The organism is Streptomyces sp. SLBN-118 (genome assembly GCF_006715635.1).
Taxonomy (GTDB): Bacteria; Actinomycetota; Actinomycetes; order Streptomycetales; family Streptomycetaceae; genus Streptomyces.
Map to the genome: position 1 here is coordinate 2,113,270 of NZ_VFNP01000002.1, position 23,907 is coordinate 2,137,176.

General features: G+C 70.7%; 23 protein-coding genes and 1 pseudogene. 11 read left to right on the forward strand and 13 right to left on the reverse strand.

The features are described from left to right. Positions 1-365: 365 nt before the first annotated feature. The 3 genes from FBY35_RS28275 to FBY35_RS28285 are packed head-to-tail and all read right to left on the reverse strand — an operon-like array spanning position 366 to position 3,262. Positions 366-1,307, reverse strand: a complete 942-nt coding sequence (locus tag FBY35_RS28275; protein ID WP_142216793.1) for a 3-oxoacyl-ACP reductase — start codon at positions 1,305-1,307, stop codon at positions 366-368. Positions 1,308-1,317: 10 nt separating this feature from the next. Beyond that, complete coding sequence (locus tag FBY35_RS28280; RefSeq protein WP_142216794.1) at positions 1,318-2,394, reverse strand: Zn-dependent alcohol dehydrogenase; 1,077 nt, start codon at positions 2,392-2,394, stop codon at positions 1,318-1,320. Between the two features lie 13 nt (positions 2,395-2,407). Beyond that, positions 2,408-3,262, reverse strand: a complete 855-nt coding sequence (locus FBY35_RS28285) for a MaoC/PaaZ C-terminal domain-containing protein (protein WP_142216795.1) — start codon at positions 3,260-3,262, stop codon at positions 2,408-2,410. 265 nt (positions 3,263-3,527) lie between these two features. Between FBY35_RS28285 and FBY35_RS28290 the strand changes: the two genes are divergently transcribed. The 4 genes from FBY35_RS28290 (at position 3,528) to FBY35_RS28305 (ending at position 7,059) form a co-directional block, all read left to right on the forward strand. Continuing rightward, on the forward strand, positions 3,528-4,448 hold the full coding sequence (locus FBY35_RS28290; protein WP_186357085.1) for an ABC transporter ATP-binding protein: 921 nt from the start codon (positions 3,528-3,530) through the stop codon (positions 4,446-4,448). Then, a complete protein-coding gene (locus FBY35_RS28295; protein WP_399209009.1) occupies positions 4,445-5,164 on the forward strand; it encodes an ABC transporter permease in 720 nt (239 codons plus the stop codon). Before FBY35_RS28290 ends, FBY35_RS28295 begins: the two co-directional genes overlap by 4 nt. Positions 5,165-5,193: 29 nt before the next feature. Continuing rightward, positions 5,194-6,342, forward strand: a complete 1,149-nt coding sequence (locus tag FBY35_RS28300; protein WP_142216796.1) for a sensor histidine kinase — start codon at positions 5,194-5,196, stop codon at positions 6,340-6,342. Between the two features lie 84 nt (positions 6,343-6,426). Next, positions 6,427-7,059: a response regulator transcription factor gene (locus FBY35_RS28305; RefSeq protein WP_142218213.1), complete on the forward strand. Its 633-nt coding sequence runs from the start codon at positions 6,427-6,429 to the stop codon at positions 7,057-7,059. A gap of 131 nt (positions 7,060-7,190) precedes the next feature. Here FBY35_RS28305 and FBY35_RS28310 read toward each other — a convergent pair whose 3' ends face one another. The 6 genes and pseudogenes from FBY35_RS28310 to FBY35_RS28330 all read right to left on the reverse strand — a co-directional run bounded on the left by FBY35_RS28310 (position 7,191) and on the right by FBY35_RS28330 (position 14,381). Beyond that, positions 7,191-9,044 (reverse strand): PAS domain S-box protein, encoded by a 1,854-nt coding sequence (locus FBY35_RS28310; protein ID WP_399209503.1) that lies wholly within the window; start codon positions 9,042-9,044, stop codon positions 7,191-7,193. A 24-nt stretch (positions 9,045-9,068) separates the two neighbouring features. Beyond that, positions 9,069-9,605: pseudogene (locus FBY35_RS38140) on the reverse strand (PAS domain S-box protein); the annotation flags it as partial. Positions 9,606-9,917: 312 nt separating this feature from the next. Further along, positions 9,918-11,108 (reverse strand): lipid-transfer protein, encoded by a 1,191-nt coding sequence (locus tag FBY35_RS28315; protein ID WP_142216798.1) that lies wholly within the window; start codon positions 11,106-11,108, stop codon positions 9,918-9,920. A 10-nt stretch (positions 11,109-11,118) separates the two neighbouring features. Continuing rightward, positions 11,119-13,269 carry an acyl-CoA dehydrogenase gene (locus tag FBY35_RS28320; protein WP_142216799.1) on the reverse strand — a complete coding sequence of 717 codons (2,151 nt, stop codon included), beginning with the start codon at positions 13,267-13,269 and terminating at the stop codon, positions 11,119-11,121. Positions 13,270-13,306: 37 nt separating this feature from the next. Continuing rightward, on the reverse strand, positions 13,307-13,573 hold the full coding sequence (locus tag FBY35_RS28325; RefSeq protein WP_142216800.1) for a DUF397 domain-containing protein: 267 nt from the start codon (positions 13,571-13,573) through the stop codon (positions 13,307-13,309). Next, a complete protein-coding gene (locus FBY35_RS28330) occupies positions 13,533-14,381 on the reverse strand; it encodes a helix-turn-helix transcriptional regulator (protein WP_142216801.1) in 849 nt (282 codons plus the stop codon). Before FBY35_RS28330 ends, FBY35_RS28325 begins: the two co-directional genes overlap by 41 nt. A gap of 84 nt (positions 14,382-14,465) precedes the next feature. Between FBY35_RS28330 and FBY35_RS28335 the strand changes: the two genes are divergently transcribed. From FBY35_RS28335 to FBY35_RS28360, 6 genes are all read left to right on the forward strand, one after another. Then, positions 14,466-14,885, forward strand: a complete 420-nt coding sequence (locus FBY35_RS28335) for an ATP-binding protein (protein ID WP_142216802.1) — start codon at positions 14,466-14,468, stop codon at positions 14,883-14,885. A 42-nt stretch (positions 14,886-14,927) separates the two neighbouring features. Beyond that, positions 14,928-15,578 carry a class I SAM-dependent methyltransferase gene (locus FBY35_RS28340; protein ID WP_142216803.1) on the forward strand — a complete coding sequence of 217 codons (651 nt, stop codon included), beginning with the start codon at positions 14,928-14,930 and terminating at the stop codon, positions 15,576-15,578. 21 nt (positions 15,579-15,599) lie between these two features. After that, positions 15,600-16,556 carry an N-acetylmuramoyl-L-alanine amidase gene (locus FBY35_RS28345; RefSeq protein ID WP_260848840.1) on the forward strand — a complete coding sequence of 319 codons (957 nt, stop codon included), beginning with the start codon at positions 15,600-15,602 and terminating at the stop codon, positions 16,554-16,556. 147 nt (positions 16,557-16,703) lie between these two features. Further along, complete coding sequence (locus FBY35_RS28350) at positions 16,704-17,531, forward strand: hypothetical protein (protein ID WP_142216804.1); 828 nt, start codon at positions 16,704-16,706, stop codon at positions 17,529-17,531. 98 nt (positions 17,532-17,629) lie between these two features. Next, positions 17,630-18,640 carry an LLM class F420-dependent oxidoreductase gene (locus tag FBY35_RS28355; protein ID WP_142216805.1) on the forward strand — a complete coding sequence of 337 codons (1,011 nt, stop codon included), beginning with the start codon at positions 17,630-17,632 and terminating at the stop codon, positions 18,638-18,640. Between the two features lie 60 nt (positions 18,641-18,700). Further along, positions 18,701-18,991: a hypothetical protein gene (locus FBY35_RS28360; RefSeq protein WP_142216806.1), complete on the forward strand. Its 291-nt coding sequence runs from the start codon at positions 18,701-18,703 to the stop codon at positions 18,989-18,991. 159 nt (positions 18,992-19,150) lie between these two features. Here the strand turns inward: FBY35_RS28360 and FBY35_RS28365 are convergent, their stop codons facing one another. The 3 genes from FBY35_RS28365 to FBY35_RS28375 all read right to left on the reverse strand — a co-directional run bounded on the left by FBY35_RS28365 (position 19,151) and on the right by FBY35_RS28375 (position 22,456). Then, a complete protein-coding gene (locus tag FBY35_RS28365; RefSeq protein ID WP_142216807.1) occupies positions 19,151-20,221 on the reverse strand; it encodes a prenyltransferase/squalene oxidase repeat-containing protein in 1,071 nt (356 codons plus the stop codon). After that, entirely contained in the window at positions 20,218-20,952 is a 735-nt protein-coding gene (locus FBY35_RS28370; RefSeq protein ID WP_142216808.1) for a class I SAM-dependent methyltransferase, read from the reverse strand. Before FBY35_RS28370 ends, FBY35_RS28365 begins: the two co-directional genes overlap by 4 nt. A gap of 169 nt (positions 20,953-21,121) precedes the next feature. After that, positions 21,122-22,456 carry a glycosyltransferase family 4 protein gene (locus FBY35_RS28375; RefSeq protein ID WP_142216809.1) on the reverse strand — a complete coding sequence of 445 codons (1,335 nt, stop codon included), beginning with the start codon at positions 22,454-22,456 and terminating at the stop codon, positions 21,122-21,124. Between the two features lie 198 nt (positions 22,457-22,654). Between FBY35_RS28375 and FBY35_RS28380 the strand changes: the two genes are divergently transcribed. Beyond that, positions 22,655-23,302: a TetR family transcriptional regulator gene (locus FBY35_RS28380; RefSeq protein ID WP_142216810.1), complete on the forward strand. Its 648-nt coding sequence runs from the start codon at positions 22,655-22,657 to the stop codon at positions 23,300-23,302. A gap of 378 nt (positions 23,303-23,680) precedes the next feature. Here FBY35_RS28380 and FBY35_RS28385 read toward each other — a convergent pair whose 3' ends face one another. Then, positions 23,681-23,896, reverse strand: coding sequence for a hypothetical protein (locus FBY35_RS28385; RefSeq protein ID WP_142216811.1), 216 nt, complete (start codon positions 23,894-23,896; stop codon positions 23,681-23,683). Positions 23,897-23,907 lie beyond the last annotated feature (11 nt).

Sequence of the window (23,907 nt, forward strand, 5' to 3'; positions counted from 1 at the left end):
TGATCATGCGCGAGCGGGCAGACCGGGATCATCGATGGCACCGAGATCCGGTTACGCCGCCCGGCCGCGGGACGCAAGGACCGGGACACGTTCATCTCCGGCAAGAACAAGCAGAACGCCGTCAATCAGCGCAAAGCCCACTCCTCTCGGCGCATCCGGGTCGAGCACGGCATTGCGCACCTGAAGAACTGGCGAGCCCTCGCGCGCCATCAGGGCCGCCGTGAGCACACGACCGCCACCATCCAGGTCGTCGCCGGACTGCTCTCACACCGGCACACCGCCACCGAGCCCAGCGATCCGCACTCGTGAACCCTGACGGCAAACCGCGGCACTCGACGGGCCACCGCCGACCATGCACGAGCTCGTTAGCCCCGCTTCAGGCCCAGAACCTCCGCCGCAGCGAACGTCTCGCCGCCCGGCCGTTCCGCGTAATACGCGCCCAGCACCCCCTCCAGCTCCTCGAAGCTGAACACCTCCTTCGAGGTGTCGAACTTCGCCGCCACCTTCGGGCGTTCCACGATCGCCACCATCCCGCCGTGCACGACGAGCAGTTGCCCGTTGACCCTTTCCGCCGCCGGGGAGGCGAGGTAGCCGACCAGCGGGGCGACATGCTCGGGTGCCAGCGCGTCGAGTTCGCCCGGGGCCGGTTCGGCGAAGCCCTCGAAGACGTCCTGCGTCATGCGCGTACGGGCCCTCGGGCAGATCACATTGGCCCTCACCCCGTACTTGGACAGCGCCAGGGCCGTCGACGTCGTCAGACCGACGATGCCGCCCTTGGCCGCCGCGTAGTTCGGCTGGCCCGCCGAGCCCGCGAGGAACGCCTCCGAGGACGTGTTGACGATCCGGCCGTAGACCGGGCCGCCCGCCGACTTGGAGCGCTCGCGCCAGTGGACGGATGCGAAGTGGGTAGTGTTGAAGTGGCCCTTGAGGTGGACGCGGATCACCGAGTCCCATTCGCTCTCGGTCATCGAGAAGATCATCCGGTCACGCAGGATGCCCGCGTTGTTGACCAGGATGTCGAGCTTGCCGTACGTCGTGACGGCCAGGTCGACGAGGGCGCGCGCGGACTCGAAGTCGGACACGTCGCCCAGGTGCGCGACGGCCCGGCCGCCCGCCGCGCGGATCTCTTCGGCGACGTTCTCCGCGGGGGCGGCGGACGCCTCGCCCGAGCCGTCGCGGCCCGGGCGGCCGTAGTCGTTGACGACGACCGCCGCGCCGAGCCGGGCGAGTTCCAGGGCTTCCGCCCGGCCCAGGCCCCGGCCCGCGCCGGTGACGATCGCGCTCAGGCCCTCAAGGGGGAGAGACATGAAGGTCCTTTCAGATCTCGATGCAGGTGCGCAGGGCCTCGCCCGTACGCATCTGGGCCAGCGCCTCGTTGATCTCCGCGAGCTTCACCCGGTGGGTGATGAGGCTTTCGAGGTCGATACGGCCCGCGCGCCACAGGGCGATGGTCCTCTCGTACGAGGTGAGCACGTCCCCGCCCCCGTACATGGACGGCAGGATCCGCTTCTCGTCGAAGAACAGCTCGAACATGTTGAGCTGGAGGTGGTCGTCCATGGCGCCCGCGCCGACGATGCACAGGGTGCCGCCGCGCCGGGTCGTCTCGTACGCGGTGCGCGCGGTGGCCGATTTGCCGACGACCTCGAAGACGTTGTCGAAGCCCTCGCCCGCGGTGACGCGCTGCTTGGCGTCGACGAGTTCGTCCGGCGAGACGGCTTCCGTGGCGCCGAACCTCAAGGCCGCCTCGCGCCGGGCGGCGACCGGGTCGACGGCGATGATCTGGGCCGCGCCCCTGAGCCGGGCGCCCTGGATCGCGGAGATACCGACGCCGCCGCAGCCGATGACGGCGACTGACGAACCGGCCGCCACGTCCGCGGTGTTGATGGCAGCGCCGAGACCCGTGGTCACTCCGCAGCCGATGAGCGCGGCGATGTCGAAGGGCACGTCGGCGGGGATGGGCACGGCGCAGCCCGCGGGGACGACGACTTCCTCGGTGAAGGTTCCGGTGCCCGCGAAGCCGAAGACGTCGCCGCCGGGGCGCTTGAAGTTGGGGGTGCCGGCGTTCATGAATCCGGCGAGGCACAGTTGGCTCTGGCCGCGCTTGCAGGAGGGACAGACACCGCACGCGGGCAGCCAGCACAGCAGCACCCGGTCGCCCTGCGAGAGGCCGTTCACGCCGTCGCCGACGTCGATGATCTCGCCGGCTCCCTCGTGTCCGGGCACGAAGGGCGCGGGCTGCGGCAGGACGCCGTTCATGGCCGAGAGGTCGGAGTGGCACAGTCCGGTGGCCCGGACGCGGATCTTGACCTTGCCGGGGCCGAAGCCCACCGCCTCGATGTCGTCGAGGACTTCGAGCTTGTCCTGCCCTGTCTCGTGCAGTACGGCTGCGCGCATGGCGCGGCTCCCTTCAGGACGTTTCCACGATGGTGTCGGCGAGGACCGGGGCGTCGTCCCGTTCCACTGCTGTCACCGACACCAGGACCTTGCTGTCTTGCTGCCACATCCGGATACGCAGGGTCTCGCCGGGGAAGACAACGCCCGCGAAGCGCGTGGTGTACGAGCGGACGCGGCCGACGTCCCCGCCGAGGAGGGTGTCGACGACCGCCTTGAGGGTCATTCCGTACGTGCAGAGCCCGTGCAGGATGGGCCGGTCGAAACCCGCGCGGGCGGCGAACTCGGGATCGGCGTGAAGGGGGTTGAAGTCGCCGGAGAGCCGGTAGAGCAGCGCCTGGTCCTCGCGGATCCTGCGTTCGACGGTCTTGTCGGGCTCGCGTTCCGGCTGCTCCGCGCGTACGGACGGTCCGCGCTCGCCGCCGAAACCGCCTTCTCCGCGTACGAAGATCTGGGAGTCGCTCGTCCACAGCGGCCCGTCGCCGTCGGCGGCCTCGGTGCGCAGGACGATGACGGCGGCCTTGCCCTTGTCGTAGACGGCGGCGACGCGTGAGGTCGAGACGACCTTCCCTTCGACCGGGAGGGGCCGGTGCAGCCGGATGGTCTGTCCGCCGTGGAGTACGGATGCGAGGTCGATGTCGAGCCAGGGGCCGCCGAGTCCGCCGACGACGCCGAGGCCCGCGCCCGCCACGGTGGCGAAGCTGGGCAGTACGTGCAGCTTCGATTCGAGGGTGTAGCGCAGTTCGCCGGGGTCGGTGGCGGGCAGGCCCGCGCCGAGGCCGAGGTGGTAGAGCAGGACGTCCTTGCGGTCCCAGCGGATTTCGGCGCTGCGGGGTTCGGCTGCGACGGCCTTGGCGGCATCAATGGGCATGGGGTTGCTGCTCCTTGACGAGGGGAAGACCCCGGCGCGGCCGTCCGCACCGTCGGCCGCACCGAGGTCGTACGGGACCGGCCCGGACGCCGGTTCTAGAACGCGTTCTAGGGTCGGTGGCCCCTATGTATAACGCAGCCCCCAGTACTTGTGAAGACCGCTGACTGCATGTCAGATCCCGTGTCGCACCCAGGACATTTGTCACCGCCGAGTCCGTACAAGCGCATCTGCCGGGACCCTCCGACCCCTCCGTAGCGTGATCCGTATGACGCAGACACACGACACCGCCGTGGCGGTGAGCTTCGCCGGGGCGGCCAAGGTCTTCGGCGAGGTGCGCGCCGTCGACGGCATCGACCTCGGCATCCGGCGCGGCGAGACGGTCGCCCTGCTCGGCCGCAACGGCGCGGGCAAGTCCACCGCCATCAGCCTGATGCTCGGCCTGAACGAGCCCGACGCCGGCCGGGTCGAGGTCTACGGCCGCGCCCCCGGGCACGCCGTCGCGGCGGGCCGGGTCGGCGCGATGCTCCAGGACGGCCGCCCGATCCCCCGCGTGACCGTGCGCGAGGTGGTCACCTTCGTGGCCCGCACCTACCCGCGCCCGCTGCCGGTCGCCGAGGCGCTGGAGCTGGCCGGGCTCACCGAACTCGCGGACCGCCGCGCCGACCGGCTCTCGGGCGGCCAGGTCCAGCGCGTCCGCTTCGCCGTCGCGCTGGCGGGCAATCCGGAGCTGATCGTCCTCGACGAGCCGACCGCGGCGCTCGATGTCGAGGCGCGGCACGCCTTCTGGACGTCCATGCGCGGCTTTGCCGCCCGCGGCAACACCGTGCTCTTCTCCACCCACTATCTGGAGGAGGCCGACGCCAATGCCGACCGCATCGTCGTCGTCGACCGCGGCCGGATCGTCGCCGACGGCAGCAGCGATCAGCTCAAGCGCGCGAACGGCGGCAATCTGGTCTCGTTCGACCTGGCGGGCCGGGGCACCGAAGGGCTCACCCGGCTCCCCGGCGTCGTCTCCGTGGAGGTCCGGGGCGACCGTGCCCGGCTGCGTACACAGGACTCCGACGCGACGGTCGCCGCACTCGCCCGGCTGGACGCGATCCGCGGCCTCGAAGTCGCCCCCGTCTCACTCGAAGACGCCTACCTGGCCCTCACCTCCGCCCCGGCCGCACTGGAGACAGCACGATGATCATCGCCTACGTGTCCCTGGAAGTCCGCCGCACGCTGCGCGACACCGGTTTCGTCGTCTTCGGCGTCGCGATGCCGGTGATGATGTACCTGCTCTTCACCAACCTCGGCGAGAACGACCCCCAGTGGAAGACCGCCTCCATGGTCGGCATGGCGGCGTACGGAGCGCTCGGCGCGGCCCTGTCCACCGGGACGGGGGTGGCCGAGGACAAGGCCCTCGGCTGGCTGCGGCAGTTGCGGATCACGCCGATGAGCCCGCGCCAGGTCGTCACCGGGCGCGCGGCCACCGGCTCGGTGACCGTACTGCCCGCGATCGTCGCCGTCCTGGCGGCCGGCGGTCTGGTCAACGGCGTACGGCTGGATGCCTGGCAGTGGGCCGCGCTCGCCCTGCTGCTCTGGCTCGGTGCCCTTCCCTTCACACTGCTCGGGCTCGGCAACGGCTACCGGCTCTCCGCGCAGACGACGGGGGTGGTGAACATGGCCTGCAATCTGGGGCTCTCGGTCGTCGGCGGACTGTGGTTCCCCTCTGCCCTGTTCCCCGGCTGGCTGCAATCGGTGTCGCGGTACACCCCGGCCAACCGCTTCGCGGATCTGGGCTGGTCCACGACGCACGGCAGCGCACCGGGGCCGATGACGGTGGCCGTGCTGGGTGTCTGGCTGCTGGTGTTCGGGTCGTACGCGGTGATCTCATACCGTCGGGCCGCGAGGACGGCGTGACGAGGCCAGCGGCACAGGGGGGAGCGATCATGCGCTGGAGGAACAGGCGGTACTCCGGGCAGCGGGGCGCCGAGGAGATGGGTCCGCCGGGCGGCTTCGCGATGCTGCCCTGGCTGCTGATGGGGATGGGCGCCTTCTCCAACCTCCTCCAGGGCAAGACTCCCAACCCCTGGATCGGCGGCATCGGCCTGCTGGTCTTCAACTCCCTCTATATCTCCGTGGTGTTCCGCGCCTTCAGGAAGGAGGCACGTGAAGCACCCGCCACCCGGTGGCTGCTCGTCGCGATGACCGCGGTCACCTGCGGCCTCGCCATCGGGTACGGCGGCAGCTGGCTGCTCTTCTTCCCCCTCCTCGGCCTGGCCGTCGGCTCGGTCGTACGGGGGCGGCGGCTCGGCCCCACCGTGCTGGGGCTCAGCGCCCTGGCCGGGGTGATCGCCGGGGTGCGGGACGGCTGGGGCGCGGTCAATGTCGCGTACGGGACGTTCATCTCCGGCATGGTGACCGCCGCGATCCTCGCGCTGTCCGAGACCGTGCGGGAACTGCGGGAGACCCGGCAGGAACTGGCACGCGCCGCGGTCGAGAAGGAACGGCTGCGCTTCTCGCGCGACCTGCACGACCTGCTCGGCCACACCCTCTCGGTGATCGTGGTCAAGTCGGAGGCCGCACGCCGCCTGGCTCCTCGCGACATGGACGCCGCGCTCGTCCAGATCAGCGACATCGAGTCGGTGGGCCGCCAGGCCCTCACCGAGATCCGTGAGGCAGTCACCGGCTACCGCGAGGGCAGCCTCGCGACGGAACTCGACCGGGCACGCTCGGCGCTCACGGCCGCCGGCATCGAACCGGTGGTCCGCCAGTCGGGCCCGCCGCCGGCGCCCCAGACGGCGGCGCTGCTGGGCTGGGTGGTGCGCGAGGCGGTGACCAACGCGGTACGCCACAGTAACGCTGCCCACTGCGAGATCACCCTGGAGGGCACCCCGGAGCGGGTGCGGCTCACCGTCGCCGACAACGGGCGGGGCGCCAAGGCGCCTGCCTCGCCCGGCGGCACCGGTCTGAAGGGGCTGAGCGAACGCCTCTCCGCCTCGGGCGGCTCCCTGGAGGCGGGCCCGTCTCCCAAGGGCGGCTTCCTGGTGCGGGCCCAACTCCCCGTGGATGCACTCCAGTCGGCGCCGAGCTGCTGATCGTCCCCGCCCCGCGACCGCTTTGACCTGCTACGCATGACCGCCGAAGTCCTTGATCCGCCCTACCCTTACGTCGTGGAAGAGATGCCTCAGGATCACCGGCCCGCCAAGTCCGTACGCGTACTCCTCGCCGAGGACCAGGGCATGATGCGCGGCGCACTCGCGCTGCTCCTCGGGCTCGAACCGGACATCGAGGTCGTCGCACAGGTCGCCCGGGGCGACGCCATCGTCGACACCGCGCTCACCACGCGCCCGGACGTGGCCCTCCTCGACATCGAACTACCCGGCCGCAGCGGCCTCGACGCGGCCGCCGACCTGCGGGACGAGGTCCCCGACTGCCGGGTACTGATCCTCACGACCTTCGGCCGCCCCGGCTATCTGCGCCGCGCGATGGAAGCCGGAGCCGCGGGCTTCCTGGTCAAGGACGGCCCCGTGGAGGAACTGGCCGCGGCGATCCGCAAGGTCCTGACCGGCGAGACGGTCATCGACCCGGCCCTGGCCGCGGCGGCCCTGAGCGCGGGCCCGAGCCCGCTCACGGCGCGCGAGCGGGACGTCCTGAACGCGTCGGTGGACGGGACGACGGTCTCCGACATCGCGGGGACGCTGCATCTGTCCGAGTCGACAGTACGGAACTATCTGTCGTCGGCGATCGGCAAGACGGGCACCCGCAACCGCATGGAGGCGGTTCGGGCCGCACGGCAGCAGGGCTGGCTGTAGGGCAGACTGCGCGGCTGGGCCGCACGCTCGGCCCGTCCGGCGTTCGAGGACATACCGCCGCTCCCCTACGGCGATCCGGGGGTTGCCCCCGGGTTCAGGGCCCGGGGCTTGCCCCCGGTTCAGGGCCCGGTTCAGGGCACGATCGTTCTCTCGTGCAGCCCGAGGGTGAACCAGGTCGTCTTGCCCTCGTCGGTGGGACGCACTCCCCAGCTGTCGGCAAGAGCACGGACGAGGATCAGTCCCCTGCCGGACTCCTCGTCCTCGGCCGCGACCCGGGGCTGGGGCAGATGGGGGCTGCGGTCGCTGACCTCGACGGTGAGATCGGCCGTCGTGCGGCGCAGGTGCAGGCCGATGGGTCCCTGGGCGTGCTGGACGGCATTGGTCAGGACCTCGGAGAGCAGGAGCCGTGCCTCGTCCTCGGCCTCGGTGCAGTCCCAGGAGGTGACGGCCTTGCTGAGGAAGGCGCGGCCCTCGGGCACGGACTCCGGGATGGCGGGCAGGTCGATGGTGACGGAGGCCAGGGGCGCCTCGGGCAGCCGGGTCAGCAGCAGGGTGACGTCGTCGTTGTGGCCCTCGGCGTCGGGCAGCAGGGCGGCCAGGACGTGATCGGCGGCGCCCTCCAGATCGGGGGTGGCGGCGAAGAGGTCGCTCAGGGTGGCGGTGAGCTGGGCGAGTTGGTCCTCGATGTCGCTGCCGGGGGTTTCGATCAGGCCGTCGGTGTAGAGGACGAGGGTGGCGCCGGGCGGGATGACGGCGCTGGACTGCTGGTAGAGGACGCCGCCGACGCCAAGGGGCGCGTTCACGGGTGCCGGGAGCGCCTGGGCGCCCTCGCCCGGAGTCGCTATCAGGGTGGGCAGATGGCCGGCCGAGCAGACCGTGACCTCGCCTGCGTCGGCGGCGATGACCAGATAGCAGCAGGTGACCAGTTGGTCGGGGACGTCCAGGTCGGCGACGCAGGTGTCCAGGGCCTGCATGAGCTGGCGGGGCTGCATGCCGGTCTTGGCCAGGGCGTGCGCGGCGGAGCGCAACTGGCCCATGACGGCGGCGGCTTCCAGGCCACGGCCCATCACGTCGCCGATCAGGACGCCTACCCGGCCGGCCCCGAGCGGGATGAGGTCGAACCAGTCGCCGCCGACCCCTGCGCCCTGGGTGGCGGGCCGGTAGCGGCTGGCGGTGGCCAGGCCCGGGATGGCGGGCGGGGTACCCATCAGGCTGCGCTGAAGGGTGAGGGCAATGTGTCGCTGCTGCTCGTAGAGGACGGTCAGTTCGGCCTCGGCCTGCTTGCGGTCGCTGATGTCGCGGACGATGGCGCATGCGCCGGTGACGGTGCCGTTGGCCGCGCGGGTGGGCCAGAGGGTGATGTCGACGTCCAGCAGGCTGCCGGAGCGGGTGAGGCGCAGGGTCTCGAAGTGCTCGACCCTCTCTCCGTTGCGCAGCTCCTCCATGAGTGCGGTGATCTCGTCCCGGCGTTCGGGCGGGGCGAGCAGGGACACGTGCTGGCCCAGGACCTCGGCCGGGGTGTAGCCGTACAGCCGCTGGGCTGCGGCGTTCCAGTAGGTGATGTGGCCGTCGAGGGTCGTGGCGAGGATCGCGTCCTGGGAGGACTCGACGAGCGCGGCGAGTTCGGCGATGCGTTCCTCGGCGGCTTTGCGGTCGCTGACGTCGCGGACGGCGGCGGACACAAGGAGTCCGTCCGTGGTCTCCAGCGGGCTGAGGCTGATCTCGACAGGGAACTCAGTACCGTCCTTGCGCAGCCCGTGCAGCTCCAACCCCGCACCCATGGGACGCACTTGACGATTGTTGGCATAGCCGTCCCGATGCTCCGCGTGATGCGCACGAAAACGCCCCGGGACAAGCAACTCCACAGGCTGACCCAGCAGCTCCTCACGCTGATACCCGAACAGAGCCTCGGTCTGCGCATTGACCAGCTTGATGACCCCGCTGTCGTCAACGATGACCATGGCGTCCGGCGCCGCCTCCAGCAGCCCGCGGAACCGATCCTCGGCGGCTTTGCGGTCGCTGACGTCACGGACGGCGGCGGACACAAGAAGCCCGCCGTTGGTCTCCAGCGGGCTGAGGCTGATCTCGACAGGGAACTCAGTACCGTCCTTGCGCAGCCCGTGCAGCTCCAACCCCGCACCCATGGGACGCACTTGACGGTTGTCGGCATAACTGTCCCGATGCTCCGCGTGATGCGCACGAAAACGCCCCGGGACAAGCAACTCCACAGGCTGACCCAGCAGCTCCTCACGCTGATACCCGAACAGAGCTTCAGTCTGCGCATTGACCAGCTTGATGACCCCGCTGTCGTCAACGATGACCATGGCGTCCGGCGCCGCCTCCAGCAGGCCCCGGAACCGATCCTCGGCACCTCCCGGCTCGCCCTCGTGAGCCTCGGCACGACACGGGCAAAGCTTCCGGGCCGCCGCGTCCCCGGACCGCGCCGATGCTGCTGCTCCAACAAAGTCACTCATGTCCGCCCCAGACGTGCCGACTACCGTGAATCGGCTCATCCCAGTACACCTGGACCGCGTCTGCTGCGACATGTCACTTAATGGCTTCACAACGGCCGAACCTGTCCGACAACAGCACCCCGGTGACCGTCCGCCGACCTGGTCACTCCACTGACGAGGTGCTCCAGCAGCGGGGCGGGCAGGGGCCGGCAGACCCTAGGGCCTGTCGTTTGGATCAGGCCGGATCAGTGAGCGGGGTCTGGCGCGTGCAGATGCAAGGCGGAGGATGGGGGTCCCCCCGCCGAAGGCAGGGGGAGAGCCCACGCGGAGCGTAGGCGACTGACGACAACGCAGCAGATGTGCGTGCCAGGGCACGCGAGCCCGGCAAGATCCGAACGACAGACCCTAGCTCTTCCGCAGCAGCGTCACCACCGCCGCCCCGCCCAGCCCGATGTTGTGCGCGAGCCCCACCCGCGCGTTCGCCACCTGCCGCGGGCCCGCCTCTCCTCTCACCTGCCGGACCACTTCGGCCGCCTGGGCCAGTCCGGTCGCGCCGAGCGGATGCCCCTTGGAGATCAGGCCGCCGGAGGGGTTGACCACCCACCGGCCGCCGTACGTCGTCGCCCCGCTCTCCACGAGCTTGCCGGACTCGCCGTCCGCGCACATGCCGAGCGCCTCGTACGTCAGCAGCTCGTTGATGGAGAAGCAGTCGTGCAGCTCGATGACGTCGACGTCCTCGATGCCGAGCCCGGATTTCTCGTACACGCTCCGCGCCGCCTGACGCGACATCGGCTTGCCCACGACGTCGATACAGGAGCCGGAGGCGAAGGACTCCTCGGTGTCGGTGGTCATGGCCTGGGCGACGATCTCCACGGCCTGGTCGTGCAGCCCGTGCCGGACGACGAAGCGCTCGGACACGACGACGGCCGCGGCAGCGCCGTCCGACGTGGGCGAGCACTGGAGTTTGGTCAGCGGCCGGTGGATCGTCTTCGCGGCGAGAATCTCGTCGACCGAGTACACGTCCTGGAACTGGGCGTCGGGGTTGTTCGCCGAGTGCCGGTGGTTCTTGGCGCCGACGGCGGCGAGCTGCGCCTCTGTGGTGCCGTACCGCTCCATGTGCTCACGGGCGGCGTTGCCGAAGATCTGCGCGGTGGGCGGAGACATCTCGAAGCCGTGGGCGGCAGCCATGACACCGTAGTGCCGGGCGACGGGCGAGGCGCTGAAGTCTCCCCCGCCGGAACCGGCGCCCAGCGCGCCGCGGGTCATCTTCTCGAAGCCGAGCGCCAGTACGCAGTCGCTGATACCGCCCTCGACGAACTGCCGCGCCATCATCAGCGCCGTCGAGCCGGTCGCGCAGTTGTTGTTGACGTTGTAGACGGGCACGCCGGTCAGGCCGAGTTCGTACACCGCCCGCTGGCCCGCCGTAGACGCCTGGAAGCAGTACCCGACGGGCACCTGCTCGACAAGCGCGTACGCAACCCCGGCGTCGGCGAGCGCCCGCGTCCCCGCCTCCTTCGCCATGTCCCAGTACTGCCAGTCCCTCGACTCGGGCTTCTCGAACTTCGTCGTCCCGACCCCGACGATGTACGCCTTCATGGCTTCCCTCTCAGTCCCTGGGCAGGCCGAGGATGCGCTCGGCGACGACATTGAGCTGTACCTGTGTGGTGCCGCCGGCGATGGTCAGGCAGCGCGACATGAGAAAGCCGTGCACGGCCCGCGCGCCCATGCCCTCACCCAACGCGCCCCCGGGACCCAGCAGTTCGAGTCCGAGCTCGGCGGTCTTCTGCTGGTGCACGGTCTGGACGAGCTTGCGTACGGACGCGCCCGCGCCCGGTTCGAGCCCGGACACCTGCCGCATCGTGGTCCGCAGCCCGATACAGGCGAGGGCGTGCGCCTCGGCGGCCAGCGCCCCGATCCGCACTCGCTCCGCGCCGCCCAGGCCGGGCGCCCGGGTGAGCAGTGCCTCAAGGCCCGTGTCGAAGGCCAGCTGGTCGGCCATGTGGACGCGTTCGTTGCCGAGGGTGTTGCGGGCGACCTTCCAGCCCTCGCCGATCTTCCCCACGACCGCGTCGTCAGGCAGCAGCGCACCGTCGAAGTACACCTCGTTGAAGAGGGAGTCCCCGGTGATCTCCCTCAGCGGCCGGATGTCGATTCCGTCCGTCCGCTTCATGTCGACGACGAAGTAGGTGAGCCCCTTGTGCTTGGGGGCCTCTGGGTCGGTACGGGCCAGCAGAATGCCGTAGTCGGCCTGCTGGGCGGAACTCGTCCACACCTTCTGGCCACTGACGAGCCAGCCGTCCGCGGTCTTCTCGGCCCTGGTGCGCAGACTCGCCAGGTCCGATCCGGCGCCCGGCTCGGAGAACAGCTGGCACCAGCGCAGTTCGCCGCGCAGTGTCGGCCGCAGATAGCGCTCCTGCTGCGCGGGCGTCCCGTACGCGAGGAGCGAAGGCACCACCCATGTCGCGATCCCGAGGTCGCTCACCTGCACCCCGGCGGCCAGTAACTCCTCCTGTACGACGAGTTGCTGGACGGCTCCCGCCCCTAGTCCGTACGGCTCCGGCAGATGCGGCGCGGCGTACCCGGTGGGTGCGAGCTCCCTGCGTACGGCGGCAGGGTCGAGCCCTCGTACGCTCTGTGCCGCCGCGCGGGCCGGTGGCCGGTATGCCGCGGCCTGTGCCGGCAGCTCCAGCCGCAGCTCCAGCCGCGCCCCGCCCGCCGCGAGCCGGACCGCCCGCAGCCGATGGCTGTCGCCCGGTCCCAGCAACTGGCGTACGACAAGGGCGCGGCGCAGATACAGATGCGCGTCGTGCTCCCAGGTGAAGCCGATCCCGCCGAGCACCTGAATGCAGTCCTTGGCGCAGGAGTACGCGGCGTCCAGCGCGACACTCGCCGCCAGTGCTGCCGCGAGCCCACGCACCTCTTCGGTCTCGTCCACCGCGCGTGCCGCGTCCCAGGCGAGCGCGCGGGCCTGCTCGACGCGCAGCAGCATGTCGGCGCACAGGTGCTTGACCGCCTGGAACTGCCCGATGGGCCGCCCGAACTGCTCGCGCACTTTCGCGTACTCGGCCGCGGTGTGCAGCGCCCAGGCGGCGGTTCCGCACGCCTCTGCCGCGTACAGCACGCAGGCGAGGTCCCGTACGAGTTCGGCGTCGATGTCCAGCACGCGGTCCGGGGGCACGGTCACGCCGTGCGCGGTGACCTCGGCGGTGGGCCGGGTCGGGTCGGCGCTCTCGTGCACGCGGACGGTGAGCTGATCCGCGTCCACCGCGAACCGGCCCGTGGGGGTTTCGAGTACGAACAGATCGGCCTGCCCGCCGCCGAGCACGGGCGGTGCGGTGCCGTCGAGCCGGTAGCCGTCCGGGGTTTTGGTGGCGGTGAGCGTCCCGGGATCGAGTGCTACGGCCCCGATGCGCTCGCCGCCCGCGAGTGCGCCCGCCAGATCGCCTCTGCCGGCGCGGGCCAGCACCGCCCCCGCGAGCACGCTGGGCAGATACGGCCCCGGCAGCGCGGCCCGGCCCGTCTCCTCCAGGACCACGGCGAGGTCGAGCACCGTCCCGCCACCGCCGCCGTGCTCCTCGGCGAGATGCAGGCCGAGGATGCCCTGCTCGGCGGCGGCGTCCCAGTACCTGGGCCGCCCGGTCCCGTCACCGGGAGCGTCGAGCAGCTTCCGCACGGCCTCGGGCGGTACGGCCCGCGCCAGCCAACCGCGTACCGACTCGGCCAGCGCACGCTGATCCTGCGTGATTCCGATGCCCATGCGGGCAGACTAGAACACGTTCCAATCTGACGGAAGGTCAGATGCGGATGCTCGCAACGAAGGCCGCGAAGGCGGCGGGCGTGACGGTGAAGGCGGGGCCGTCGGGGTTCTTGGAGTCGCGGACGGCGATACGACAGGGCTGGGCGGCGACCTCGATGCACTCGCCGCCGGTGTTTCCGCTGTACGTCGACTTATGCCAGGCGGCGGCGCCGAGGGGGGCGCACTCGACGCAGTCGCCGCCGGTATTTCCGCTGTAACTGGACCTACGCCACCGCGCGCCCGTCAGGTCCTGGCTGGTGCCCATAACGTTCCTCCATTACGCGGGTGATCAGTGCCGCTGAATCCTCTACGGAGAGGGCAGCGGCCTGCACGTGAGCGTAACGAAGCGCGGCTTCCTTGACGGTGTCGGGGTTGGCGGTCATGTGCCCCGAGATGAGGTCCTCCGTGTAGACGAGGTCCGGATCGTCGTCGAACCGCAAGGTATTGAACGAACCAATCAGGCTTGCGTGTTCGCCGGCCGCGAAGGGCAGCACCTGGATCCTCACCCAGCGTTTCTCGCGGAGACTCAACAAGTGGGCGAGTTGGTTCCGCATGACTTCTGGGCCGCCGATCGGCCGATACAGTGCTGCCTCATCCAGTACCACCCAGACCATCGGTGGATGCTCCCGGCCCAGGATCCGATGTCGCTCCATCCGAGCCGCCACCAACTCGTCCAGGCTTCCTGGCAGCCCCGTCGCAAGCACCGCCCGGGCGTAGTCCTTCGTCTGCAGCAAGCCGTACACCAACTGCGCCTGATACGTGGAGATGTACGCCGCTTTCGCCTCCATCTCGGCGTACGGCTGGAACCAGCTCGGCAACTGGCTGCGCAGCACCAGCCCCACCAGCCGCGAGAACACCCCGCCCGTCCCCAGCGCCGCGTCCACCCGTTCCGAGAAGTCCCGCGTCGGCACCTTTCTCGCCGTCTCGATCTGGCCGATCAGCGAGGCCGTACAGAAGACACTGACGCCCAGCTCGCCCTGCTTCAGCCCGGCATCCTCTCTCAGGCGCCGCAATTCGGAGCCGTAGTAGTCCAGCGGCGATGCGCTGGGATCGAGATCGCGGATGTTGACCACGCGGCGGTCACCCCCAAGCTCACGCCTCGCGGCGTTCGTTTCCAGTCGTAGCCGACAGTAACCGGGTCACCGCACCCTGGTGACATGAATCACGTAACTGACTGCCCACCAGCGGAAATCAGCGAGAGCTACCGCGCGGGCTTCACCCTCGGTGAGCACTCGGCGCGGCATCTGCGGCGCATCCTGCGGGCGTTCCTGACCCGCTGGGAGATGCCGGGCCTGAGCGACGCCGCCGAGCTGGCGCTGACCGAGCTGGTCGCCAATGTGGTGCGGCATGTGCCCGGCAGGCGGTGCACGCTGCTCATCCTGCGGCGGCCGGACGGGCTGCGGGTAGAGGTCGGGGACGAGCACCCGCGCTGTCCCCGCCCGGTGCGCCCCGGGTGCGGAGGCGACGAGCTCGACGAGGGCGGGCGCGGGCTGATGCTCGTCGAGGCGGTGACCGACCGCTGGGGTGTGATCCCGGTGCCGGGCGGCAAGACGATGTGGTTCGAGTGCGACGCGTGAGGCACGATGGGCGGCCGGACACCCGTACGACCAGGAGGAACCATGGCCGCCGCGCCCAAGCCGGAGACCCTCGCCGCCTTCGAGGCCGCCAAGGGCTTCATGCCGGTGGGGGAAGGGCTAGCCCTGTACGCCGCGGCCGCCGAGGCGGGCGGACTTGGCCTCCCGCTCCTTGAGGTGGGCACGTACTGCGGGCGCTCGACGATCCTGCTCGCCGACGCCGCGCGTGAGGCGGGCACGACGGCCGTCACGGTCGACCACCACCGGGGCAGCGAGGAACAGCAGCCTGGCTGGGACTACCACGACCCCGAGACCGTGGACCCGGAGGTCGGCCGTATGGACACGCTTCCCACCTTCCGCCGCACTCTGCACAGGGCCGGTCTTGAGGACCACGTCATCGCGGTCGTGGGCCGGTCGCCGCAGGTTGCGAAGGTGTGGGGTTCGCCACTTGGCCTGGTCTTCATCGACGGCGGGCACACCGACGAGCACGCGGCGGGGGACTACGAGGGCTGGGCGCCGCATGTCGCCGAGGGCGGCCTGCTGGTGATCCACGACGTGTTCCCCGACCCGGTCGACGAGTGGACCGGCCAGGCGCCGTACCGGGTGTACCTGCGGGCACTCGCGTCCGGGGCGTTCACGGAGGTCTCGGTGACGGACTCGCTGCGCGTCCTGCGTCGTACCGGGCCTGGGATCTGAGGCCCAGCTAGCATCGCGAGCGTGTCGTACGACGAGAACCAGCCTTCTGCCCGGCCGCGCCGTAGCGGCCGGGGCAATCTCATCATCGCGATCGCCGCGCTGGTGCCGACCGCCCTGGCGGGGTGGCTGGTGTGGCAGACGATGAGCGGCCCGGAGGAGAACGAGCCACCGAAGGCGCTGCCGCTGCCGAGCACGCCGACGACCGCGGGCAAGCCGGGCGGCCCGACGGCCACCGCGCCCTCCCCCGGCACCTCGCCGTCGACGTCGCCCTCGAAGCCTTCGGGCGGGAAGAACGGCGCGACGGGGCCGCTGTCCGGAAAGGTCGTGGTCGTCGACCCGGGGCACAATCCCGGCAATTTCCAGCACACGAGCGAGATCAACAAGCTCGTGGACATCGGAACCAATCGCAAGGAATGCGACACGACGGGCACGGCTACCGTTGACGGCTACACCGAGGCCGAATTCACCCGCGATGTTTCACAGCGTCTTCGCAGGCTGCTGGAAAAGCAGGGCGCAACGGTTCAATTCACCCATGACAACGACCGGGCGTTCGGACCCTGCGTCGACGAGCGCGCCCGGATCGGCAACAAGGCCAAGGCCGACGCCGTCGTCTCCGTCCACGCGGACGGCGCGTCCGTCGGCGACCGCGGCTTCCATGTCATCCTTCCCGCCCTGGTCAAGGCGGGTGCCGCGGACACAACGAACATCGTGGGCCCTTCGCGTGAACTGGGGACAAGGATCGCCGGACGGTTCGTACGGGCGACCGGCAGCGCACCCTCCAACTACATCGGCGACGGTACCGGGTTGGATGTGCGCAAGGATCTCGGCGGCCTCAATCTGTCCACCGTGCCCAAGGTGTTCATCGAATGCGGCAATATGCGCGACCCGAAGGATGCCGCCCTGCTGAAAGACTCGGAGTGGCGCCAACTGGCTGCTCAGGGAATGGCGGACGGCATCGCCGGCTACCTCCAGGGGTAACTGCGATACCCGGCAGACGGCCGCATCGGGCAGACGATACATTCACCTTTACGATGGGGAGCCACCCCCGCGCTCCGCGCCGTGCACACCGCCGTACCGGCGGCAGCGACGACCGCCCCGATGAGACGACCGACGAAGGACTTTTACGTGAACATCCGCTCCCTCACTCGAGGCGATGGCGTGGTGATCGGAGCAGCGGTGTTGCTGTTCATCGCCTCGTTCCTCGACACGTTCGACTGCTCCGGTTCCAACTGCGACGACGTGCCGACCGCCTGGGACAACGGGTCCCTGCTCCTGGGTGTCTACTTGGCGGGCATCATCGGCGCGGCACTGATCGTCGTTTCGCGCGGGCTGCCGCAGCCGCCGAAGGTCATCGGTCTCGACCTCGGCCAGCTCGGTGTCGCCATGGCGCTCTTCACGGCATGGAGCTCGCTCGGCGCGATCTTCGACCCGGCGGGCTCACTCGACGTCGGCAGCAGCATCGACGCGGGCACCGGCCTCATCCTCGGCTTCATCGCGGCGCTCGCGCTCGCGGCCGGCGCGGTCTGCTCGCTGCTCGTCCCGGCGTTCAAGGCGCCGCTCATGGGCGCCCCGAAGCCTCCGGCGACTCCGTACGGCGCGCAGCAGGGCGTTCCCGGAGCCGGCTACGGCTACCCGGGCGCCCAGCAGCAGCCCTACGGCGCTCAGCCGGGTCACCCCCAGCCCTACAGCGGCCAGCCGCAGCCGGGTCAGCAGCAGCCGGCTCCGGCCGCGCCGCAGCAGGCGGGCGCTCCGTCCGACTTCACGCCGTTCTGGTTCGCGGTGCCGGTGGCCCGTCCACTGTTCGGCGAGGACGGTTCGCCGAGCCCGATCGCCGAACTGGCGCCCGGCACGTGGTACCTCGCGGTCGAGCAGCGCGGTCCGGGCCTGGTGGCCCAGACGCAGGACGGCCGCCGGGGTGTCCTTCAGGACACGAGCGGCATCCAGCGCGGCTGATCTCGCGCGCCGGTCGAGCACGGCCCCTCGCCCTTCCGGGCGAGGGGCCGTTGTCGTACAGTCCGGCGTGACCTGACATACCGTCAGAAGGGATCGCCATGCGACTCGGCCTCGCACTCGGCTACTGGGGCCGCGGCCCCGACCCCGCGCATCTGGAACTCGCCCGCGAGGCCGAACGCCTCGGCTACGACTCCGTGTGGACGGCGGAGGCCTGGGGCTCCGACGCCTTCACCCCGCTCACCTGGATCGCCGCGCACACCTCCCGGATCCGCCTCGGCACTGCGGTCGCGCAGATGGCCGCCCGCACGCCGACGGCCACCGCCATGCACGCGCTCACCCTCGACCATCTCTCCGGCGGCCGGATGATGCTCGGGCTCGGTCTGTCGGGACCGCAGGTCGTGGAGGGCTGGTACGGGCGTCCATTCCCCAAGAGCCCACTGACGGCGACCCGCGAGTACGTCGACGTCATCCGCCAAGTGCTGCGGCGCGAGGCGCCCGTTGAGCTTGCGGGCCGCTACAACTCCCATCCGTACCGCGGCGACGACGCCACCGGCATCGGCAAGCCCCTCAAGCCGATCACGCATCCCCTGCGCGCCTCACTGCCGCTGCTGCTCGGCGCCGAGGGCCCGAAGAACATCGCCCAGACGACGCGCATCGCCGACGGCTGGCTCCCGCTGTACTGGTCCCCGCTGCGGACGGACGTGTACGAAGCCTCGCTCACCGACCTTCCGGAAGGCTTCCTGATCGCCCCCATGGCCCGCGCCAAGGTCTGCGACGACGTCGCCGAAGGACTGCTGCCCGTCAAGGCGATGCTCGGCTTCTACATCGGCGGCATGGGCCATGCGGCCCGTAACTTCCACGCCGACCTGATGGCGCGCATGGGATACGAGTCGCAGGCCCGGCACATCCAGCAACTGTTCGCCGAAGGCCGCCGGGAAGAGGCCGTGCTGGCGGTGCCCGACGCCTTCGCCGACGAGATCTCCCTCGTCGGACCGCGCGGCCGGATCGCTGAGCGGCTGGAACTGTGGCGCAAGGGCCCGGTCACGGACTTGCTGGTGACCGCGCCGGACCCTCAGACGCTGCGAGTGCTGGCCGAGCTCAACTCGTAGCTGAACACCAGTCGGTGACTGTCCAGGTTTCACACACTCACAAGCGGCAACCCGATGTGTATGAGCCTTAGTCGTCGAAACGGAACGCTGCAGGCTGCGAAGGTCATCACCATCGTGGCCGATGTCATGGCCGTCATACTCGGCCTCTGGATCCTGATGTACCTACTGGACGCCAACCGCGCCAACGACCTGGTGAGCTTCATCCAGGACACCGCCCGCTGGCTGGCCGGCTGGTCCTACGACCTGTTCACGTTCGACGAGGCGTGGGCGCGGGTCGTCGCCGGGTACGGGCTGGCGGCGGTGGTGTACCTGTTCGTGGGCCACGCGGTGGCGGGTCGCCTGCGGAGGTAGTGGGGAGCGGGGGGGTGCCGCTGCGCGGGGCCTATTCTGGGGCTCCGCCCCAGACCCCGCGCCTCAATCGCCGGCGGGGCTGATGTGTGCGGCAAGGCCGCACACATCAGCCCCGCCGGCGATTGAGGACACGCGCGAAGCGCGGCCACCAGTTCGGGGTTAGCAGCACCCCGGCGCAAGCCCCTTCGGCAGTCGCTCGCCGCCGAACACCGCAACCGTCGCCTCGTCTCCCCCGAGCGCCGCCACCGCCAGCAGCAGCGCACCGGCCGTCCACGTCGTGACCTCCTCCGGCCACACCGCCCGGTTGCCCTCGAAGACGTAACCCGTCCAGTACATCCCGCCCTCGGTCCGCAGGTGCTGCACGGACTGAAGGATCTCCAGCGCCCGGTCGGACTCCCCCATCACCCACAGCGCCAGGGCCAGTTCACAGCTCTCGCCGCCGGTCACCCACGGGTTGGGCAGCACACACCGCACGCCGAGGCCCGGCACCACGAAGTCGTCCCAGGACTCCTCGATACGGGACTTCGCCTCGGCGCCGGACAGCGCGCCGCCGAGGACCGGGTAGTACCAGTCCATGGAGTAGTGGCTCTTGTCGAGGAAGCGCTCGGGGTGCCTGCGGATCGCATGCGCGAGCGCGCCCGCCGCGAGCTCCCAGTCCGGCTGCGGCTCCTCGCGTTCCTCGGCGATCGCCAGCGCGCACCGCAGCGCCTGGTGGACGGACGAACTGCCCGTCAGCAACGCGTCGTTGACCGGCGTGCCGTCCGCCTCGCGCTTCCAGCCGATCTGGCCGCCCGGCTGCTGGAGCTCCAGCACGAACTCGATCGCCGCGAACACGGCGGGCCACATCCGGTCGAGGAACGCCTCGTCCCCGGTGGCCAGATAGTGGTGCCAGACGCCGACGGCGATGTACGCGCAGAAGTTGCTCTCGCGGCCGCGGTCGGTGGGGCGGCCGGCCTCGCCGTCGTGGTAGGCCGCGTACCAGGACCCGTCCGGGTTCTGATGCCGCAGCAGCCACTCGTACGCGCGGGCCGCGGCCTCGTGCTCACCGGCCGCGTCCAGCGCCATGGCCGCCTCGGTGTGGTCCCAGGGGTCGAGGTGGTGCCCCCTGAACCACGGGATCGCACCGTCCTCGCGCTGCATCGCGCGTATGCCCGCGACCGTTTCGGCGGCCTGCTCGGCGGTGAGCACTCCGGGCAGGACGAGGTGTTCCGTACGCCCGACAGACGTCACTTGGCAGCCACCGCGGGCAGGTGCGGCTTGGTCGCGTACGCCACAAAGCTCTTGCCGACGACCGGGTTGAGCGCCTGTTCCGCGAGCCGCGTGACCAGCGGCTTCTTCATGATGTCCCAGACGAGCAGCTTGTGGTACGCGCGGACCGGCAGCGCCTTGTCGTTGTCGACGCCGAACGCGCACTTGAGCCACCAGTACGGCGAGTGGAGCGCGTGCGCGTGGTGCGTGCCGTACGGCCTCAGACCGGCTTCCTTCATCCTGCCGAGCAGCTCGTCCGCCTTGTAGATGCGGATGTGGCCGCCCTCCACCTCGTGGTACGCGTCGCTGAGCGCCCAGCAGATCTTCTCGGGCCCGTAGCGGGGCACGGTGACGGCGATCCGTCCGCCGGGCTTCAGCACCCGGACCATCTCGGCGAGGACGCCCTTGTCGTCGGGGATGTGCTCCATGACCTCGGAGATGATCACGACGTCGAAGGACTCGTCGGGGAAGGGGAGGTTGAGTGCGTCGCCCTCCATGGCGGTGGCGGTGGCGCCCTCGGGAGCCTCACCGGCTTCCTTCATCGCGGCGAACCACTTGGCGACCTCGCGGATCTCCTCGCCGTTCTGGTCGAGGGCCACGACCTGGGCGCCGCGCCGGTAGCACTCGAACGCGTGCCGCCCGGCGCCACAGCCGAGGTCGAGCACGCGGTCGCCTGCGGCGAGCGGGAAGCGGGAGAAGTCGACGGTCAGCACGTGGACCTGCTTTCGCGGTCGGGGGTGGTTCGAGTTGCCGGGGCGGTGGCCCGGCGGGCGGTGGCCGGGCAGGCCCGGACCGTGGGCCGGCGGCCCGCGTCTGTGGCCGCGGAGCGGCCCGGAAGCCCGACCGCGGAGCGGGGAGGAGCAGCGGGGCGCCGGATCACCGTCACCGCGCGACCTCCCGAGCCGCGAGGTCCCGCGCCGCGAAACCACGTGCCCCGATCGCCTCGCGGTACAGCTCCGCCGTTCCCTGTGCCGCCCTCGCCCAGGTGAAGCGCGCCAGCACCCGTTCCCGGCCGGCTCTTCCCAGCCGGGACCGCAGTTCGGGGTCCTCCAGCAGCCGGCCCAGCGCCGCGGCGAGCGCGCCCGCGTCGCCCGGCGGGACGGCCAGGCAGGTCTCCCCGTCCGGCCCGGAGACCTCCGGGATCGCGCCCCCGGTCGTGGCGACGAGCGGCGTCCCCGTCGCCATGGCCTCGGCCGCGGGCAGCGAGAAGCCCTCGTACAGCGACGGCACACACGCGATCTGCGCGCTGCGTACGAGGTCGACGAGCTCCGCGTCGGTGACGCCCTTGACGAACCGGACCGCGTCCTTGAGCCCGTACCGCTCGATGAGCTGCGCGACCGGCCCGTCCTCGGCCCGCTTGCCGACGACGACGAGGTGCGCGGCCGGGTTCTCCGTACGGAGCTTCGCGAGTGCTTCGACCAGGTGCACGAGGCCCTTGAGCGGAACGTCCGCGCTGGAGGTGGTGACGATCCGCCCCGGCACCTCGGCCACCGCCGGGTGGGGCGACCAGAGATCCGTGTCGGCGCCGATGTGGACGACCCGGACGCGCTCAGGACGCACACCGAGGTGGTCGACGATCTCCTGCTGCGAGGAACCGGAGACGGTCAGTACGGACGGCAGCCGTCGGGCGACCCGCTTCTGCATCCGTGTGAAGCCGTACCAACGGCGTACGGAGGCCCGCCGCTTCCAGCCCTCCGCGGCGTCGAGCTCCAGCTGCCGGTCGACGGTGATGGGGTGGTGGATCGTGGTGACCAGAGGCGCGCCGAGGTCGCCGAGCAGCCCGTAGCCCAGAGTCTGGTTGTCGTGGACGACGTCGAACTCGCCGCGCCGCGCGACCAGATGACGCCGCGCGCGCAGCGAGAAGGTCAGCGGCTCGGGAAAACCCCCGGTCCACATCGTCGCGACTTCGAGCGCGTCGATCCAGTCGCGGTACTCGCCGCGCTTGGGGGTGCGGAAGGGGTCGGGGCTGCGGTACAGGTCGAGGCTGGCCAGCTCGGTGAGCGGCACGCCCTCGTCGAGTACGGGATAGGGCTGTGCGCCGATCACTTCGACGCTGTGCCCGAGGCGGGCGAGTTCGCGCGAGAGGTGGCGTACGTAGACGCCCTGGCCGCCGCAGAAGGGGTTGCCCTTGTAGGTGAGGAGCGCGATGCGCAGCGGCTCGTCACCGCCACCGGACCGACCCGTACGAGGGCCGGCCTCTATGGCCTCAGCGGTCACCCACGGCCCCCTTCTCACTGCGTTTCGCCGGAGCGTAACCGCTCACGCTAATCTAGAACAAGTTTCAGACTTGATCGCTCAAGGAGCTTCGAATCTACCGGCAGGTAGCGCAGCTGTAAGGGCCGGATCAGGTGATTCGCGCCACGACAGACACACTGGCATGCTGTGCGATCCGGACTCGTGCATGGAACGGGACATATGACAGCGGAAGCCAAGTCGGCGGGGCCTGCGTCGCCGCCCCTGACAGAACGCCAGGAGGCGCGCCGCCGTCGCATCCTGCACGCCAGCGCGCAGCTGGCCAGCCGCGGCGGTTTCGACGCGGTGCAGATGCGCGAGGTCGCCGAGGCCGCCGGGGTCGCGCTCGGCACGCTCTACCGTTATTTCCCGTCCAAGATCCATCTGCTGGTCGCCACGATGCAGGACCAGCTCCAGCAGATGCACACGACGCTGCGCAAACGCCCCCCGGCCGGCGACAGCGCGGCGGAGCGTGTCTCCGAGACGCTGATGCGGGCCTTCCGCGCGCTGCAGCGCGAGCCGCATCTCGCGGACGCGATGGTGCGGGCGCTGACCTTCGCGGACCGCAGCGTGAGCCCCGAAGTGGACACGGTCTCCCGGCAGACGACAGCGATCATCCTGGACGCGATGGGCCTGGAGAACCCGACGCCGGAGCAGCTGTCCGCGGTCCGCGTGATCGAGCACACCTGGCACTCCGCGCTGATCACCTGGCTGTCGGGGCGTGCGTCGATCGCCCAGGTGAAGATCGACATCGAGACGGTCTGCCGGCTGATCGACCTGACGACTCCGTCGTCGCCGTCGCGGCCGTCTGCGCCGGGGCGCACCCGATAGGCACTGTTCGATCAGGCCGGATCAGTGAGCGGCCCGCCCGCGGAGCGGCTGAGTCACCGCGGTGCGTGCAGGTGCAGGCCGCAGGATGGGGGTCCCCCCGCCGAAGGCAGGGGGAGAGCCCACGCGGAGCGTAGGCGACTGACGACAACGCAGCGTGGGGGCACCTCCCGTGCCCGAAGGGCTACGGGGGAGTGCGTGTGCTTCGCTCCTCCCGTCGGGGATACGGCGCCCGGCCGCCGCGCCCCCTCGGCGGTGCGTACGGCGCAGCACGACCGTGAGCCGCGCGCCTGATGTCCCGAGGCCCTGCATCAGCGACTGCAGGGCGGGCAGCAGGGACTGGCTCAGACAGGGCGAGGGCGCCGACCAGCGCGCCCGCGCTCACGCCGCGCGTGAGCAGCCAGGGCGCGGTGACCAGCAGCACTCGCCGGAGAGCGAGGGCAGCGGGACGCCGTCGATGAGGACGGCGCCCGCGTCGGGGTCCGCCAGCCGTCCGGCGACGGCGGCCAGCGCGGCCCGCTCGCGCTCCAGCCGCGTGACGCCGTCCGCCCCGTCGGCGGCGAGTCCGGCATGGGGCCGCGCCTCCTTGAGCACCACCGGCTCGCCGC

Bases quoted from the DNA above. Each gene is read 5' to 3' on its own strand.
- FBY35_RS28355 (WP_142216805.1), top strand. From the start codon at position 17,630: ATGCGACTCGGCCTCGCACTCGGCTACTGGGGCCGCGGCCCCGACCCC.
- FBY35_RS28290 (WP_186357085.1), top strand. From the start codon at position 3,528: ATGACGCAGACACACGACACCGCCGTGGCGGTGAGCTTCGCCGGGGCG.
- FBY35_RS28320 (WP_142216799.1), bottom strand. From the start codon at position 13,269: ATGGGCATCGGAATCACGCAGGATCAGCGTGCGCTGGCCGAGTCGGTA.
- FBY35_RS28360 (WP_142216806.1), top strand. From the start codon at position 18,701: ATGAGCCTTAGTCGTCGAAACGGAACGCTGCAGGCTGCGAAGGTCATC.
- FBY35_RS28305 (WP_142218213.1), top strand. From the start codon at position 6,427: ATGCCTCAGGATCACCGGCCCGCCAAGTCCGTACGCGTACTCCTCGCC.
- FBY35_RS28275 (WP_142216793.1), bottom strand. From the start codon at position 1,307: ATGTCTCTCCCCCTTGAGGGCCTGAGCGCGATCGTCACCGGCGCGGGC.
- FBY35_RS28280 (WP_142216794.1), bottom strand. From the start codon at position 2,394: ATGCGCGCAGCCGTACTGCACGAGACAGGGCAGGACAAGCTCGAAGTC.
- FBY35_RS28315 (WP_142216798.1), bottom strand. From the start codon at position 11,108: ATGAAGGCGTACATCGTCGGGGTCGGGACGACGAAGTTCGAGAAGCCC.
- FBY35_RS28300 (WP_142216796.1), top strand. From the start codon at position 5,194: ATGCGCTGGAGGAACAGGCGGTACTCCGGGCAGCGGGGCGCCGAGGAG.
- FBY35_RS28285 (WP_142216795.1), bottom strand. From the start codon at position 3,262: ATGCCCATTGATGCCGCCAAGGCCGTCGCAGCCGAACCCCGCAGCGCC.
- FBY35_RS28380 (WP_142216810.1), top strand. From the start codon at position 22,655: ATGACAGCGGAAGCCAAGTCGGCGGGGCCTGCGTCGCCGCCCCTGACA.
- FBY35_RS28340 (WP_142216803.1), top strand. From the start codon at position 14,928: ATGGCCGCCGCGCCCAAGCCGGAGACCCTCGCCGCCTTCGAGGCCGCC.
- FBY35_RS28325 (WP_142216800.1), bottom strand. From the start codon at position 13,573: ATGGGCACCAGCCAGGACCTGACGGGCGCGCGGTGGCGTAGGTCCAGT.
- FBY35_RS28335 (WP_142216802.1), top strand. From the start codon at position 14,466: ATGAATCACGTAACTGACTGCCCACCAGCGGAAATCAGCGAGAGCTAC.
- FBY35_RS28295 (WP_399209009.1), top strand. From the start codon at position 4,445: ATGATCATCGCCTACGTGTCCCTGGAAGTCCGCCGCACGCTGCGCGAC.